This is a genomic window from Bacillota bacterium (genome assembly GCA_013178305.1).
In the GTDB taxonomy this organism is placed as follows: Bacteria; Bacillota; Sulfobacillia; order JABLXB01; family JABLXB01; genus JABLXB01.
Genome location: JABLXB010000003.1, coordinates 56,677 through 72,938 on the forward strand (window position 1 = coordinate 56,677; position 16,262 = coordinate 72,938).

Annotated in this window: 16 protein-coding genes; all 16 read left to right on the top strand. The window is 65.1% G+C overall.

Annotated features, from left to right (window positions below):
- Positions 1-31: 31 nt before the first annotated feature.
- Positions 32-697, top strand: a complete 666-nt coding sequence (locus HPY55_07995) for a GntR family transcriptional regulator (GenBank protein ID NPV70568.1) — start codon at positions 32-34, stop codon at positions 695-697.
- Positions 698-794: 97 nt separating this feature from the next.
- A complete protein-coding gene (locus tag HPY55_08000) occupies positions 795-2,327 on the top strand; it encodes a sugar ABC transporter ATP-binding protein (protein ID NPV70569.1) in 1,533 nt (510 codons plus the stop codon).
- Positions 2,299-3,267 carry an ABC transporter permease gene (locus tag HPY55_08005; protein ID NPV70570.1) on the top strand — a complete coding sequence of 323 codons (969 nt, stop codon included), beginning with the start codon at positions 2,299-2,301 and terminating at the stop codon, positions 3,265-3,267. Before HPY55_08000 ends, HPY55_08005 begins: the two co-directional genes overlap by 29 nt.
- Before the next feature lies 1 nt (position 3,268).
- Positions 3,269-4,222, top strand: a complete 954-nt coding sequence (locus HPY55_08010; GenBank protein NPV70571.1) for an ABC transporter permease — start codon at positions 3,269-3,271, stop codon at positions 4,220-4,222.
- 104 nt (positions 4,223-4,326) lie between these two features.
- Positions 4,327-5,271 (top strand): sugar ABC transporter substrate-binding protein, encoded by a 945-nt coding sequence (locus HPY55_08015; protein ID NPV70572.1) that lies wholly within the window; start codon positions 4,327-4,329, stop codon positions 5,269-5,271.
- A 151-nt stretch (positions 5,272-5,422) separates the two neighbouring features.
- Positions 5,423-6,574 (top strand): alcohol dehydrogenase catalytic domain-containing protein, encoded by a 1,152-nt coding sequence (locus HPY55_08020; GenBank protein NPV70573.1) that lies wholly within the window; start codon positions 5,423-5,425, stop codon positions 6,572-6,574.
- A gap of 24 nt (positions 6,575-6,598) precedes the next feature.
- The gene (locus tag HPY55_08025) at positions 6,599-7,696 is read left to right on the top strand and encodes a zinc-binding dehydrogenase (GenBank protein NPV70574.1); all 1,098 of its coding nucleotides are present in this window, start codon (positions 6,599-6,601) and stop codon (positions 7,694-7,696) included.
- Positions 7,693-8,787: a hypothetical protein gene (locus HPY55_08030; GenBank protein NPV70575.1), complete on the top strand. Its 1,095-nt coding sequence runs from the start codon at positions 7,693-7,695 to the stop codon at positions 8,785-8,787. Before HPY55_08025 ends, HPY55_08030 begins: the two co-directional genes overlap by 4 nt.
- On the top strand, positions 8,784-9,554 hold the full coding sequence (locus HPY55_08035) for a glucose 1-dehydrogenase (protein ID NPV70576.1): 771 nt from the start codon (positions 8,784-8,786) through the stop codon (positions 9,552-9,554). Before HPY55_08030 ends, HPY55_08035 begins: the two co-directional genes overlap by 4 nt.
- Positions 9,551-11,104, top strand: a complete 1,554-nt coding sequence (locus HPY55_08040) for a gluconokinase (protein ID NPV70577.1) — start codon at positions 9,551-9,553, stop codon at positions 11,102-11,104. The genes HPY55_08035 and HPY55_08040 overlap by 4 nt, the downstream gene beginning before the upstream one ends.
- Positions 11,067-12,143 carry a phosphoglycerate dehydrogenase gene (locus HPY55_08045; protein ID NPV70578.1) on the top strand — a complete coding sequence of 359 codons (1,077 nt, stop codon included), beginning with the start codon at positions 11,067-11,069 and terminating at the stop codon, positions 12,141-12,143. Before HPY55_08040 ends, HPY55_08045 begins: the two co-directional genes overlap by 38 nt.
- Positions 12,144-12,156: 13 nt before the next feature.
- Complete coding sequence (locus HPY55_08050; protein NPV70579.1) at positions 12,157-12,804, top strand: corrinoid protein; 648 nt, start codon at positions 12,157-12,159, stop codon at positions 12,802-12,804.
- Positions 12,801-13,454 (top strand): bifunctional 4-hydroxy-2-oxoglutarate aldolase/2-dehydro-3-deoxy-phosphogluconate aldolase, encoded by a 654-nt coding sequence (locus HPY55_08055; GenBank protein NPV70580.1) that lies wholly within the window; start codon positions 12,801-12,803, stop codon positions 13,452-13,454. The genes HPY55_08050 and HPY55_08055 overlap by 4 nt, the downstream gene beginning before the upstream one ends.
- 87 nt (positions 13,455-13,541) lie before the next feature.
- The gene (locus HPY55_08060; protein ID NPV70581.1) at positions 13,542-13,805 is read left to right on the top strand and encodes a hypothetical protein; all 264 of its coding nucleotides are present in this window, start codon (positions 13,542-13,544) and stop codon (positions 13,803-13,805) included.
- A gap of 179 nt (positions 13,806-13,984) precedes the next feature.
- Positions 13,985-14,512: a hypothetical protein gene (locus HPY55_08065; GenBank protein ID NPV70582.1), complete on the top strand. Its 528-nt coding sequence runs from the start codon at positions 13,985-13,987 to the stop codon at positions 14,510-14,512.
- A 51-nt stretch (positions 14,513-14,563) separates the two neighbouring features.
- On the top strand, positions 14,564-16,186 hold the full coding sequence (locus HPY55_08070; GenBank protein ID NPV70583.1) for a carbon starvation protein A: 1,623 nt from the start codon (positions 14,564-14,566) through the stop codon (positions 16,184-16,186).
- The last annotated feature ends 76 nt before the right edge of the window (positions 16,187-16,262 follow it).

A 16,262-nucleotide genomic window follows, 5' to 3' on the forward strand; every position in this document is an offset into this window, starting at 1 on the left:
GGACATCAGTGACGGAGGATCGACACGAATCATGGCAGACTGGGGTAGCGTACAGGCGCATCCGGTGATCCTGGGCAGGACGGCCTACGACCGGATCAAGACCGCCATAATGGAGAACCAGTTGAAACCCGGCGTGATGCTGCAGGAACGCAGCCTCGCGGCGAGCCTCGGGGTAAGCAGGACGCCGGTGCGGGAGGCGCTGAGGCAGCTAGAGAAGGACGGCCTGGTGGAGTTCATCCCGGGCAAGGGGGCTCTCGTCCGGAGGATCTCGCTCGAAGACGTGCGCGACATCATGCAGATCCGCCAGGTGCTCGAGGGTATGGCTGCGCGGCTGGCGGCCGAGAACGCGTCGCCATCCGCGCTGGAGAGCATGACGGCGGCGGTCGACGAGATGGACGAGGCTTTCGAAAAGGGAGACCTCCGGCGATTCACCGAGCTCGACCTGGGTTTCCACGAGATGCTCTACACCGAGAGCGGCAACCAGCGGCTCCACGAGATCCTGAACAACCTGAGGGATCAGGTCACGCGGCTCACGATCCTCTCGCGGGACGACCCCGACAGGCAGAACCAGTCGAGGGGTCAGCACCGCCGCATACTCGAGGCCGTGCGCAGGCGAGACGGTGACGAGGCGGAGAGGTGCATGAGCGAGCACGTTACCAGCGTGCGCGCGTACCTCTCAAACATGCTCCTGAAGTAGAGGTTACGCTGGAGCGACTACCGCGGCGCGGCCGCCGGGCGGCGGCGCCCGGCTCTGCTGGCGATACTGACAAACACGACGTAATGGGGGCGCAGACGTGTCCCGCCAACCACTGCTCGAACTCAAGAGTATAGTGAAGGAGTTCCCGGGGGTCCGCGCACTGGATCAGGTCATCTTCGACCTGTATCCGGGCGAGGTGCACGTCCTCGTTGGGGAGAACGGCGCGGGGAAATCGACCCTCATGAAGGTCCTCGCCGGCGTGTACCAGCCCGACGCAGGCGAGATCGTGCTGGAGGGGCGACAAGTCCGGCTTCGGGACCCCAAGCACGCCGAGAACCTCGGTATCAGCATCATCTACCAGGAATTCAACCTCCTGCCGTACAGGGACGTTGCGTCCAACATCTTCCTGGGGCGGGAACAGGTCAAAGGTCCGCTGGGGAAGATCGACTACGCGAAGATGCACGCGGACTCGCGGGCCCTCCTCGACAGGGTCGGCCTGTCGGTGGACACGCGGGTCCTGGTGAAGGACCTCGGTGTGGCACAGCAACAGATGGTCGAGGTCGCCAAGGCGCTCTCGCTGAAAGCCAAGATCCTGATAATGGACGAACCCACCGCGGCACTGACTTCACGTGAGATAGCGAACCTGTTCTCGGTCATCAAGAACCTGGTGGCGGCGGGAGTGGGCATCATCTACATCTCGCACCGCCTCGAGGAAATCTACCGGATCGGCGACCGCGTGACGGTGTTGCGAGATGGCAAGTACATCGCCACTCTGCCCGCCGCGGACGCCAAGATGGACGCCCTCGTCTCCATGATGGTGGGGCGGGAGATAAGGAATCTCTACACGCGCGAACCGGTGGAACCCGGCGAGAAGGTGCTGAAGGTCGAACTCCTGACGCGCAAGGGCCGGTTTGAGAACTGCAGCATCGTGGTAAGGCGCGGCGAGATAGTGGGCCTCGCGGGCCTGGTAGGGTCCGGCCGCACCGAGCTCGCGAGGGGTGTTTTTGGGATAGACCCCGTCGACAGCGGCGAGGTGCACGTTTGCGGTTCGAGGATCGCGGGCCGTTCCCCGGCGTGCTCGGTGGCCTCGGGCATGGGGCTTCTGCCCGAGGACCGCAAGGTCGACGGGCTCGCCCTGATAATGCAGGTCAAGGACAACATCGTGCAGGCGAGCCTCAAACGCCTGTTCCCGCTCGGCGTCATCAACTTCCGCAAGGAGCTGGAGCAGGCCAACAACTACGTCAAGGACTTGAGGATTGCCACTCCGTCAGTCTACAAGCAGGCCAAGTTCCTGAGCGGCGGGACGCAGCAGAAGGTGGTCCTGGCAAAGTGGCTGTGCTCCGGCTGCCAGGTGCTGTTGTTCGACGAGCCCACGCGCGGTATAGACGTCGGCGCCAAGGCCGACATATACCGCCTCATGGACCGCCTGACACACGAAGGGGCGGCGATCCTGATGATCTCCTCCGAGCTCCCCGAGCTCCTCGGGATGAGCGACAGGGTCTACGTAATGCGCGAAGGACGGATAGTCAAGGAACTCAACCGGGGCGACGCGACGCAGGAAGTCGTGATCAGCTACGCCATGGGGAAGGGGGATGAGTACCTTGGCAGCACTGGGACGCAGGGCCGGTAATGGCCTCATCCTCGCGAAGATTCCCGGCGTCGTGTGGGCGTTCGCGGCAATGATCGCGTTCTTCGGTTTCGAGGGGCGCGGCTTCCTCTCGCTCTACAACTTCATTAACATCATCAAGCAGGGATCGATACTTGCGATCGCCGCCACGGGTATGACGCTGGCCATATTATCCGCCGGCATCGACCTGTCCGCGGGTTCGGTGATGTCTCTCAGCGGCGTTATCCTTGGGTTGCTGCTTCACAGCGGATGGAGTATTCCGGCGGCCATACTGGTAGCACTTTGCGTTGGGCTCGCATGCGGCTGCGTCAACGGCTATCTCGTCGCGCACCTGAAGATCCATCACTTCATCGCGACTTACGGAATGATGGGGATGGCCGCCGGGATTCCTCTTGCGCTCACGGAAGGGTCCGTCATACCGGGGTTCAGCCAGGCGTTCCGCTTCCTCGGGGAGGGCGCCGTGGGCGGACTGCCGCTGCTCGTCATAATTGCGGCGGCGGTGTTCGCGGTGTTTCATTTCACGCTCACCCGCACCAGATGGGGTGCCCACCTGTACGCGGTAGGGGGGAGCGACCAGGTCGCCAGGTATTCCGGGGTGTCTGCGGACCGCGTTCGTATGTCGGCGTACGTCTTATCGTCGTTACTTGCGGCGTTTGCAGGGGTGCTGGCTGCGTCGAGGGCGAATTCGGCCAGTCCAATCGCGGGTTCGGGATACGAATTCGACTCGATCGCCGCGGTGATCATCGGCGGGACGCCGTTCACCGGCGGCCGCGGCGGAGTTGCGGGGACCATGCTGGGCGTTGCCATGATCACGGTACTCAAGAACGGCCTGAACATCATGGGGTTCGCGGCGCCGTGGCAGCTGGCGATCATCGGGACGATGATCACGCTGGCGATCACGTTTGATGTGATGGTCAACCAGAGACGAAAGGACCGGGTGTGAGATGGCGAGCATAATCCAGAAATGGTCCCGCGTGTTCGTTTTTGCGGCGGTGTTTCTCCTGCTCGCAGTCGCAAGCCCGTACTTCCTCACGAGGGAGAACCTGCTCAACGTCGTCCGGCAGGCCGCTCTCCTCACGATGCTGGGGATTGGTCAGACCATGGTGATCGTCACCGGCGGGATCGACCTGTCGGTGGGATCGGTCCTCGCGTTGTCGTCGTGCGTGGCCGCCGAACCTATCAAGAACATGACAACCATCTGGCCGGGGGTTGGCCTGGCGCTCCTCATCGGCCTCCTCTGCGGCACCCTCAACGGTGCGCTGGTCGCGCACGTGAACCTGCCACCGTTCGTGGCAACCTACGGCCTCCAGTGGGTGGCGCGCGGGGCGGTTCTCGTATACATGGCGGGCCACATCACATACGGGTTCGGACCCGCGTTCAGGTTCCTCGGGGCCGGCCACGTGCTCGGGGCGCCGATGCCGGTGGTGTTCATGGTGACGGTGTTCGCCCTCGCGTGGTTCTTCATGCACCGGACCACGTGGGGACGCAACGTGTACGCCGTAGGGGCGAACCGCGCCGCGGCCGACATTTCGGGCGTCCGGTCGGCGAGGCTCGTGCAGTCTGTCTACATGATAAACGGGTTGATAGTGGCATTCGTGGGCCTTCTGTACATCTCGAGGCTCAACGCGGCTGAGCCGGTCATCGGCGAGAGCTTCGCCCTGGAGTCCATCGCCGCGACGCTCGTCGGGGGCACCCCGTTCACCGGAGGCGAGGGCGGAGTGGCCAACACGGTGATAGGCGCTCTGATACTGGCGCTCATGTCGAACGGGATGAACCTTCTAGGTGTGTCGCAATTCTGGCAGCCAACCGTGCTCGGGGCCGTAATCGTTCTCGCAATCATCCTGGACAGGGTCTCGAAGAACCTGACGTCCGGAGAAGGTGTGAGACGCGCGGCCTGACTGCGCTGGCGCGCTTGACGGGAGGGGGGATAGTCCCGAAGCAACCGAATCCTAGCACCGCATGACGCTTATTCGTGGGAGAGGTCAAGAAAGGGGGATACTCCGTGTTCAAGCGCACAATGTTAGTAGTCGTATGCCTGGCGGTCATGGCCTCGTTACTCGCAGGCTGCAGCCAGGGCTCGAAGCCCGCGGCCAAGCAGCGCGAGGTAGTGTTGATCGTCAAGAACCTGGTCAATCCGGTTTGGGTGGACTGCAAGAAAGCCGCTGAAGAGGCGGGAGCCAAGCTGGGCATCAAGGTAACAACCCTTGCGCCGACGAAGCCGGACAACAACGAGGAGCAGCTCCGAGCAATTGAGGACTCGATTGCGAAGAAGGTAGACGCGATACTCCTCATCCCGGCCGACACAAAGGGCATCGTGCCCGGCGTCGAGAAGGCGAACGCGGCCGGTATTCCGGTGTTCCTGCTCGGCTCGCCGATCCCGGGCGGCAAGATCGTGACCCTCATCGCCGTCGACAACGTCGAGGCGGCCAGGAGCGTCACCGACGCGATGGCGAAGAAACTCGGCGGCAAGGGCAAGGCGATCATTCTCGACGGCGTGCCCGGCTCGCAGAGCGCCGAGGACCTGCATAAGGGCATGATGGAAGCGCTCAAGAACTACCCCGAGATCGTGGTGCTTACCTCGCAGACCGCGAAGTTCCAGAGGGCCGAAGCCATGAAGGTCATGGAGGACCTCCTGCAGAGGTACCCCGACGTGACCGTTGTGTTCGGGGCTAACGACGAGATGGCGCTCGGCGCTATCGAGGCGATTGACGCGGCCAAGAAGTCCGGGCAGATCGCCGTCTCGGGTCTCGACGCCAACGCCGACGCCTGCAAGGCGGTCGATGCCGGCAAGATGCTCATGACCTGCGACAAGGGCTGGGGCCGCACGGGTGCCATCGGCGTGGAGCAGGCGGACAAGTACTTCAAGGGCGAGAAGATCCCCGAGAGGATACTCGTCCCGACGGCGGTCGTTGACAAGTCCAACGTGGACAAGTTCCTGAAGAAGTAGTGAACGGCGGCGCCCGGTACTCTTGCCCGGGCGCGCCGGGACATGGCTGGCCGGGGCGCCTGACCGCGACCTTTGACGGCTGCGACCCCCGGCCGCTCTTGTACGGCTATTGTGCGGTGTACGGTTCGTGTACCCCGCGGGGGTGGTGTTTGTGAAGGGCTGGATGGTCAAGGGCCCCGGCAACCTGGAACTCGTTTCTGCTCGGAAGCCGCGGCCTGCGGCGGGCGAACTGCTCGTTCGCGTCAACAGGGTAGGGATTTGTGGTTCGGATGTTCACCTTTACCACGGCACTTACAGGGGCCCGCACAGGTACCCGCTGTTCTTCGGCCACGAGTGGTCAGGTGCGGTTGAGGGCCTCGGTGAGGGAGTGCGGGGTTTTGAAGTTGGAGATCTGGTCACGGGTGACTGCTCCCAGTGGTGCGGGGCGTGCGAGATGTGCCCCGCGGACAGGAACCTGTGTCTTTCGATAGAGAAGACGGGAATCACGATCGATGGCGCTTCGAGGGAGTACATGACGGTCAAAGCCTCCCACGCATACAGGGCGAATGGCTGCGATCCAGGGCTCCTGGCGTCGGCCGAGCCGCTCGCGGTGGCGGCGCATGCCTGCGAGAGGGTGGTTCGGGCGGCCGGCGGCGACTGGGCCGCCGCGGAGACTCCCAGCGCTGAGGTGGCCGGGGTTGCGGCGGGATTGTCGCCGGGCGGTTCGCACCGGTGCGGCGCGCCGTTGTTTGGGCGCGGGCTGGTGATGGGCTCGGGCGCGGTCGGGCTGGCCGTGACCATGTTCCTGATCGACCGCGGCGTCGTGGGTTCACTTGACGTGCTCGACGTTCAGCCGTTCAGGCTGGAGGTCGCATCGTCGCTCGGAGCGCGGGCGCTGACACCGGAGGACCTCGGCGGGCCGGCGGCCGCGCCCGCGACCGGGGCGGGAGGGTCTTCGTACCGCGACGCGTACGCGGCGGCCCAGTACGATCTGGTCGTTGAGACCACCGGGACGGAGCCGGGCTTCTCGACAGCGCTCAGCGTCGCAAGGCCCAACGCGTCCCTCGCGCTGATCGGGTTCCTGCCGAAGGCCGGGTACGAGATGAGGACGGTCGTCACGAAGGCGTTGAAAATCGTCGGGTCGATCGGGGGGACGGGGAACTTCCCCGACGCGCTCGACCTCCTTCGGCGGAAGCCGGAGTTCGTCAGGAAGATGGTCAGTCACGTGTTCACCATGTCCGAGGCCGAGGAGGCGTTCAGGGTCGCCACCGATACGGCCAGGGCCATCAAGGTACAGATCGATTTCGGCAGTCTCGGCACCTGACCCGGCAACACGGGGGTGGAATACATGAGTGATACGGCGAGTGTCCCTGCCACCATGCTTGCGGCGGTTTTGTATGGCCCCGGGGACCTGCGGCTGGAGAACAGGGCGGTCCCCGCGCCTGGACCCGACGAGGTCGTCATAAAGGTGAGGTCGTGCGCGATATGCGGCACCGACCCGAAGATCGTGGCGCACGGCTGGCCCGGCCAACCGGCCTACGGCGACTACATCCCGGGCCATGAGTACGCGGGGACCATAGTGAAGACCGGCGCCGGCGTCACGGCGCTCTCCGTGGGCGACCGCGTGGTCGTCGAGCCGCACAAGGGGTGCGGCAAGTGCGAGAACTGCATGCGCGGGCTGTACACCACCTGTCTCAACTACGGGAAGATGGAGACCGGCCACAGGCATTACGGGTTTACCGCCAACGGCGGGTACGCCGGGTATGCGGTCAACCACGTGAATACGTGCCACCCGATTCCCCACGGGATCACGTTCGATGAGAGTACACTTGCGACCACCGCCGGGACGGCGCTCTACGCGATAGAGAGGGCGGGCGGGGTCGAGGCGGGCTCCACCGTGGCGGTATTCGGCCCAGGGCCTATCGGCCTGATGGCGGTGCAACTCGCGAAATCAATGGGCGCCGGCCGGGTGATCATGGTCGGAACCAGGGAATCACGCCTGGAGAAGGCCCGCCAGGTGGGGGCCGACAGGACCGTGAACAGCAAGGAAGCAGACCCCGTCGAGGCCATCAGGTCGGCGACGGGAGGCCGCGGCGCTGACCTCGTGTTGGAGTGCTCCGGGAGCCCCGGGGCCGCCAGGCAGTCCATAGACGCGGTGAGGAAGAGCGGCCGCATCGGACTCCTGGGCATATACCAGGAGGAAGTGCCGGTGAAACTCGACCAGGTGGTGCAGTGGAACCTTACTGTCGCCGGCGGCAAGGCCGAGGGCGGCTGGGCTCTGCGCAGGGTGATGCCTCTCGTCGGTAGCGGGCGGCTCAAGGTGGCGCCGCTGATCACGCACAGGTTCCCGCTTACCCAGGTACACAGGGCCTTCGAGGTTTTCACGGGCCGCGAGGGCGGGGCGATCAAGGTGATCGTGAACCCTTCGGCGGGTGAAGAAGCATGACACCGGGGGACGGGTTCAGGGGTGGTCCCAACGGAATCGACGGTATTGACGATCTGGGGTCCGCAAACCAGCGGCGGGTCGAAACGGCCGCCGCGTTGAAGCAGCCTGACAGGGTCCCTGTCAACCTCTGCGCCAGCGCCCCGTGGGTGGCGTCCGTCGCGGGAGTCCCTCTCAAGACCTATTACGAGGACGTCGCCGTGATGTTCGAATCTCAGATGCGGCTGAGGGAGCGGTTCTACGGTCTTACCCCGCTCTGGGCGGACACGGGTATCGTCAACGAGCCGTCCGCGCTCGGGGCGAAACTCACGTGGGGGGAAGACGGGACCCCGTGGGTCGAGCCGTTCGTTAACGGGATTGACGACGTCCTGCGGCTAAAGGTGCCCGACCCGCGGAACGACGGCTTCATGGCGCGGACTCTCGAGATCCTTCGGTACATGAAGTCGCGCGCGCCTGACGGGGTGCCGGTCTCGTGCGGGTCCGTGCATTCACCGTGGGGCGTGGCGGCGCTTTTGAGGGGCGTAACACAGTTCTGCACGGACATCTACGAGGACCCGGCCCTCGTGAAGGCGCTTCTCGAGATATGTACCGAGACCGTCCTCGCCTGGCTCCGCGCACAGGCGGAGGTGGCCGGTGGCCTGAAGACGATCCTGATAAACGACGATATTTCCTCGTTCGTCAGCCCGAAGACATTCAGGGCGCTCATACTCCCGCTGTACGAGAGGATCTACGACGAGTTCCCTTCGGCACACAGGTGGTATCACAATGACGCGAACGCGAGCCACCTGCTGGAGGGGATCGCAGCCGCGCGGGTCGAGGTGTTCCACCTCGGCAACATGGTGGACATCGCCGCCGCCAGGGAGCGCATCGGCGACAGGGTGTGCCTCATGGGCAACATCCCGCCGGTCGAGGTGCTGCGGGACGGCGCTCCGGGCGACGTGCGCGACCATTCCAGGCGGGTGATGGAGGCGGCCGCGCGCGGAGGCGGGCTCATCCTCGCGCCGGGGGGGTACACGGCGGAGGGGACCCCGCCTGAGAACGTCGACGCAATGATCCAGGCTGCCCTGGAATTCAAAATGGGGGTGGGCTCGTGATTCTCGATGATTTCAAGTTGGACGGGCAGGTCGCGTACGTGACCGGCGCAAGCCGCGGGCTCGGGCGGGCCATGGCCGAGGCGCTCGCCGAGGCTGGGGCCGGCGTGGCCCTGGCGGCGCTTCCGTCAGAAGAAGAGGCAATGAAGGACGTTGCGCGCTACATCACGTCCCTCGGCAGGAAGTGCCTGACCATCGGCGTGGATCTATCCGGCGTCGAGGCGGCGGTGGCCTCGGTGGACACCGTAATAACGAATTTCGGCAGGCTCGACATACTCGTCAACAACGCGGGCATGACGAGGCGCAGGGTGTCGATCGAGCACACGGTGGACGACTGGGACGCCGTGATGAACCTGAACTCGCGCACCGTGTTCTTCATGGCGCAGGCCGCGGCGAAGCACATGCTGGCGCGCGGCTCAGGCAAGATCATCAACACCGCGTCGATGCTTTCGTTCCAGGGCGGGCGGGGGGTGCCCTCGTACACCGCCAGCAAGGGCGCGGTCGCTTCGATAACCCGCGCGCTCGCCAACGAGTGGGCCGGCAAGGGGGTTAACGTGAACGCCATCGCGCCGGGCTACATGAGGACGGACCTCAACACCGCGCTCATGAACGACCCCGTGAGGAGCCAGCAGATACTCGGCAGGATCCCCGCGGGGCGCTGGGGCGAGCCGGCGGATCTCAAGGGAGCCGTGGTGTTCCTGGCTTCGCGGGCCTCGAACTACCTGTCGGGCCACATCCTGTGCGTCGACGGGGGCTGGCTGTCGTCTTGAACGTCCGGGAGGCAAAGCGGGCATTCGTCGGGGTCGACGTGGGAACCACGAGCTGCCGCGCGGTGGCGTTCGGCGAAGACGGGCGCGTGCTGGGCAGGTCGCAGGTGGAGTACCCGTTCGTCCAGGAGCGGCCCGGGTGGGCGGAGCACGATCCCGAGATGCTGTTCCAGGCCGTGGTGTCCTCGGTGGCCGGATGCGTCGCGGGCTCCGGGCTTGGGCCGAGCGACGTGGCCGCCGTAGGACTCGGCACGTACTGGCACAGCCTCATCGCGGTGGACGCCGCGGGAAGACCGCTCACGCGCTGCATAACCTGGGCGGACGTGCGCGCCTCGAAGGAGGCCGAACGCCTGCGGGTGGCGGGCCTGGCCCGCGAGTTCTACGAACGCACGGGCTGTCCTGTTCACCAGATGTACTTGCCAGCGAAACTCTTGTGGCTCAAGGAAAGGATGCCGGAGGTATTCAGGGCGGCTTCGCGATTTGCCTGCATCAAGGATTACCTGGTACACCGGCTGTGCGGGGAGTACTGGGTGGATGTGTCGGTCGCCACCGCGTCCGGCCTGCTTAACCTGCAGACCTACGACTGGGACGAGAGGGTGCTCGATACGGTCGGTGTGGAGCCCGAGAGGCTCGGCGAGGTGGTGCGGGTGCAAACCGTGCTGCCGCGCCTCGAACCAGCCGTCGCGGCCGCGATGGGCATCGATCCGTCGACCCCCATGGTAGTAGGCGGGGGTGACGGTGCCCTGTCGAGCCTCGGGTCGGGGGCGGTAGACCCCGGCGTGATGGCGGCGATGATCGGCACGAGCGGCGCCATGCGGGTGATCGTGCCGGCGCCCGCCGTCGACCCCCAGTCGCGCACGTGGTGCTACGGATTTGACGACGGCGCCTGGGTCGCCGGCGGGGCGATCAACAACGGGGGCATCGTCTACCGCTGGTTCAGGGACCAGCTCGCCCCCGAAGAGCGACGGCAGGCTGCCGAGCGTGGGGTTGACGTATACGAGATCATCAACGAATGGGTCGAGAGCGTGCCACTGGGGGCCGGAGGGCTGGTTTTCCTGCCCTACCTGACCGGCGAGCGATGTCCCTACTGGAACGCGAACGCGCGCGGCGTGCTGTTCGGCCTCTCGCTGGACCACACTCGCCGCCACATCGCCCGCGCCGCGATGGAGGGCATCTGCTTCAGGATGGCGCAGGTGTTGCGGGCGATGGAGGACGTCACCGGACCCGCGCGCGAGATCCGCGCGACTGGCGGGTTCACCCGCTCGAAGGCCTGGCTGCAGATGCTCGCCGATGTCCTGGGAAGGGAGGTCGTCGTGCCCGCGTCACACGAGGGCTCGGCGCTCGGCGCGGCGATCCTCGCGATGGACTCCGTGCTCGGCGGGGGTTACGCGGCCCTGAGCCGCCGGCTGTCCCCCGTAACGGCGCGGTACGTCCCCGGCGAAGAAAACAACCGCAGGTACAAGGACCTGATGGAGATATATATCCACGTGTACAGGAACGTCTCGGCGCAGTTCGATGAGCTTGCCGAATTCCGCCGCAGGGCAGTGGATTGAGCCCGCGGACCGGGCGCCGCCGTCGCGCGCAGCGGTCCACCAAACCGGGCCAGTGAGGAGAGGAGCAGGCTTGAAACCCAAAGTGCTTGTGACAGCGCTATCATTCGGACAGACATCCCCCGAACCAGTCGTCATGCTCGAGAAGGCGGGCTGCGAGATCGTGCGCAACACACTCGGGCGACCGATGACTGAGGACGAGCTCGTCGACGCAGTCGGTGGCGTGGCGGGCATTGTTAACGGGAACGACAGGATTACCCGGCGGGTCATCGAAGCCGGGCGCGACCTGCGCGTGATCGCGAAGAACGGCGTGGGGGTGGACAACATCGACGTCCAGGCGGCCACGGAGCGGGGAATCGTGGTGACCAACACCCCCGGCAGCAACTCCGATTCGGTGGCCGACCTGACCTTCGGCCTCATGCTCGCACTCGCGAGGCAGATCCCCGCCGCCGACAGGACGACCCGCGCAGGCGAGTGGAAGAGGTTCATCGGGACCGAAGTATGGGGCAAGACGATCGGCATCGTCGGGCTCGGCCGGATAGGAAAGGGCGTGGCCGTGCGCGCGAGGGGCTTCAACATGAACATCCTGGCTTACGAAGTCGTGCCCGATCGTTCGTTTGCCGCGGAGCACGGGGTGTCGTTTGTTTCCCTCGACGAACTCCTCTCCCGCGCGGACTTCATAACCCTGAACGTCCCGCTCCTCCCCGAGACGGAGCGCCTGATAAACGCCCGCACGCTGTCGCTGGTGAAGCCGACCGCCTTCCTGGTCAATACCGCCAGGGGCGAGGTAGTCGACGAAGAGGCGCTGTTCGAAGCTTTGCGGGACAAGCGCCTGGCGGGCGCCGCGGTGGATGCGTTCCTCAAAGAACCCCCGGGGAAAAGCCCGCTGTTCGACCTGCCCAACGTGATCGTTACCCCGCACATGGGCGCGCATACCGGCGAGGCGGCGCACAAAGTGGGCTTGATGGCCGCCGGGGGAATCGTGGACGTGCTCGCGGGCAGGCGTCCGAAGCACGTCGTCAATCCGGCCGTCTATTCGTGAGGAGGGAGCATTGTTGGCGGAAGCGTTGAAGCAGCTGTCCCAGGCGGTCATAGACGGTGATGCGGCGCAGGCGAAGACTTGCGCCGCGGCGGCCGTAGACGCGGGCGTGCCCGCGAACAGGGTCGTTGGCGACGGCCTCCTCGCCGGCATGTCGGTCGTGGGAACCATGTTCAAGGCGAACGAGATGTTCGTCCCCGAGGTGTTGATGTCCGCCCGCGCCATGCACGCGGGCCTCGATGTACTGAAACCGCTGCTCGCGGCGGGTGGTCACGGCAGTTTCGGCAAGTTCGTGCTCGGCACGGTCAAGGGCGACCTTCACGACATCGGCAAGAACCTCGTCGGCATGATGCTCGAAGGCGCCGGCTTCGAAGTGGTGGATCTCGGCATAGACGTACCGCCGGAGAAATTCGTCGACGCCATCAGGGAGCACCGGCCGGAAATGGTTGGGCTGTCCGCCCTTCTCACCACGACGGTGCCCGCGTTGGAGAAGACGATAAAGGCCATCGAGGAGTCCGGGCTCAGGCCGTCCGTGAAGGTGTTCACGGGGGGAGCCGTGGTGAACGCGGATCTCGCGCGGAAGGCGGGTGCCGACTATTATGCGCCCGACGCGGCCAGCGCCGCCGAACTGGCGGCCGAGGTCGCCAGGGGAAAAGGGAGATGAACCAGGTGACCGACCACGAAGTTCTCAAAGCGGTAGGAGAATGTGGCGTAATCGCGATAATCAGGCGGCTGTCGCCGGATCGCGCGGAGAAGGTGGCGGAGACTCTCTCCTCGGCGGGTGCGCCGGTGTTCGAGGTCACGATCGACAGTGAGGACGCGGCGGGTGTTATCCGCCGGATGTCTCGCGCCCTCGAGGGGAAGGTGTTCGTGGGCGCCGGGACCGTACTTGACGCCGCTGCGGCCCGCGAGGCCGTGGCGGCCGGCGCGCAGTTCATCGTCGCGCCCAATTTCAACCCGGAAGTGGTCGAAACAGCGCTGCGCTACGGCAAGGTGGCCATACCCGGCGTGTTCACCCCCAGCGAGATTGTTGCGGCCGTACAGGCGGGAGCGCAGGCAGTCAAGGTATTCCCCGCCGGAATACTTGGACCCGAGTACATCCGCCAGGTCAAGGCGCCCTTGCCCTACGTCAGGATGGTGGCGGTGGGTGGCGTGAGCGCCAGGAACGCAGCCGATTTCATCCGCGCCGGGGCGTTCGCGCTGGGAGTCGGCGGAAATCTCGTAGACGCGAAGGCCATTCGTGAGGAGAGGTACGACCTCATCGCCGCCGCGGCCCAGGAGCTCATCGCCGCGGTTCGCGCCGGACGCGGCTAACATCGCAGCCAACGCCGCAGCCAACGCTGCGGCTGACAGGTTAAGCAATCCCAACGGGTGAGAACCTATACCCCGGGGGGATGTGCGATGAGGAGGCGAATCGACGATGCCTTCCAGCCGAGGAAGGCCCCGGCGGCGGGGGATCTCGGTGAGGAGGCATACAGTGCGGCGATCCATGATGAGGCTGAGGAAATCCAGCGCGGCGACACCGGCGGCCCCGGAGGCACCGGCGATGCCCGCGGGACGACCGTGAAACCGCCCTGGAAGAGCCCGCGCACGAGGAACAGGCACAAGGAGCATAAACGTGACGGGCCCACGATAACGATGGGCGCCGACCCTCACAAGTCCTAGGGCCGGTCGAGCGGAGCAGGAGAAACCTGCTCCGCTTTGTGTAGGTGCGCCCGTCTACAGCGGGGCTTCCGTTCAACCCCGTTTTTCTGCGACTCAGGTCCGCCCGCCTACCGTTCGGCCGGATTCCATTCCCCAGCTATAGGCCGCGGTTCTATCCTTACGTTAGGGGAGGCATTGCCTTGACGCGGCACGAGTACGTGGACATGCTCGCCGCCCGGTACGAAGCGTACTACGACGTGCGTCGCGGCGCGCTCGCGGGTGGAAAGCCGGTCGACCTGATCGCCAGGTCGCTGCGGCGGTCGGAAAAATACTTCCTCTCGAAGAAGATAACGCTCTGGGCGTTCGAGACATGCGTCACGGCCGTCGTGAAGGCGTTCGATCCTGGAGTCACGGCCGGCGACGTAGACTCATTCTGCGAGTACCTCAAGAACGTCGTGAACACGCTCGTCGAGCCGTCGGATGAGCGGGTGTCCACCGTTCTGAACGGCGTCATGGTGTGTTGCTCGGGCCTCGACGGCGCGGCGGCGTCACGGGTGAAGCGCTTCAGCCACACGAAGTCCTTCTCGATGGGGCTTCGGGGGTGGTGTCATCTGGGCCTCATCGCCGTAGACCTGGAGTGCGGGACGGTGTACTACAACAGGGCGGCCAGGCCCTACGAGGCGTCCCACCGCTTGCCCGACCGGGGGGTGAGAGCCGCCGGCAACTGATAGATCCGGACCACTCCATTCCCGTAAACAGCATTCAGGGGAGGGATATTCGTGTCGGTAGCCTGGATTATCTTCGTCGGCCTCGCGTTCTATGTGGTTGCCTACAAGGTATACGGCGACTATCTCGAAAAGAAGGTCCTGAAGTGCAACGGTGACATGCCCACGCCCGCGCAGACGATCAACGACGGCGTGGACTATGTCCCCACCAAAGCCCCGGTACTTATGGGGCACCACTTCGCGTCCATCGCCGGTGCGGGTCCTATCGTCGGCCCCGTCTCCGCCGCCGTCTTTGGGTGGGTGCCCGTCGCGCTGTGGGTGATCTTCGGCTCCATATTCGTGGGAGGCGTGCACGACTTCGCGGCGCTGGTGTCCTCGATCAGGCACGAGGGCAAGTCGATCGGGCAGGTCATCCTGAGGAACGTCGGAAAACGCGGCCAGACGCTGTTCCTGCTGTTCTCATACCTCGCGCTCGTCCTGGTCGTCGCCGTGTTTACCATCCTCGTCATGCAGACGTTCGTCGCCGTGCCGGCCGTGGCGACCACGTCGATTCTGTTTATGGCGCTCGCCGTTGGGTTTGGTATGGCGGTCTACAGGTACAACGTCCGCCTCGGCACGGCGACCATCGTGGGAGTCATCCTTCTGTTCACGTGCGTGTTCCTGGGAGTCGAGTTCCCGTTCGTCCTGGACAAGACGACGTGGATATACCTCATTCTGTTCTATGTGTACCTGGCTTCCGTGCTTCCGGTCTGGATCCTGCTCCAGCCGCGCGACTACTTGAACTCGTTCCTGCTGTACGCCAGCCTCATCGCGGGCGTGACGGGCGTGCTCATCGGGCACCCCAACATCCAGTACCCCGCGTTCACGAGCTTCTACACGAAGGCAGGCGGCTACCTTTTCCCGATGCTGTTCATCACGGTAGCCTGCGGCGCGGTCTCAGGGTTCCACTCACTGGTGTCGTCTGGCACCACGGCCAAGCAGGTCGCGAATGAGAGGGACACCAAGGTCATCGGCTACGGCGCGATGCTCATCGAAGGCCTCGTCGCCCTGCTTGCGCTCAGCACCGTCGCCTATCTCACTCAGCAGGGTTACGCGGAGGGCCTCGCCAAGATGGGCGGCCCGACAGGGCTCTATGCGGCCGGGATCGGGCACTTCATGAGCTTCCTCGGGGTGCCGGTGGCGCTGGGGACCACATTCGGGGCGCTGGCGCTGAACGCGTTCTGCCTGACCTCGCTGGACACGGCCACTCGTCTCGCGAGGTACTCGTTCGAGGAGTTCTTCGGCGACAAGGTCCCGTTCCTGGCGAACAAGCACGTCGCCACGCTGGTGACTGTAGCCCTGGCCGGCACGCTCGCCCTTTCCGGTCGCTGGAGCGCGATCTGGCCGATATTCGGCGCGTCGAACCAGCTCCTCGCGGGCCTCGCGCTGCTGGCGGCGTCCGTATGGCTCATGAAGATCGGCAGCGACAACAAGGCGACCGTGTTCCCGATGCTGTTCATGTTCGTGGTCACGGTTTCCGGGCTGGTGCTGCTGGTCAGGAACAATCTCCTCGCCGAGAAGCCCAACTACGTCCTCGGCCTGACTGCGGTAGCCCTGCTGATCCTGGCGGTGTTCCTTATCATCGAGGCGGGCAGGCAACTGGTGAAGCCGAAGGAGAACAAGAGCGCCGCCGATTGACGCGGCCGGCGGTGGCTGAAAGAGCACTGCGATAGTGCTTCACAACGGGGCCCTCGGACCTCGGGAGGTGTGGAAC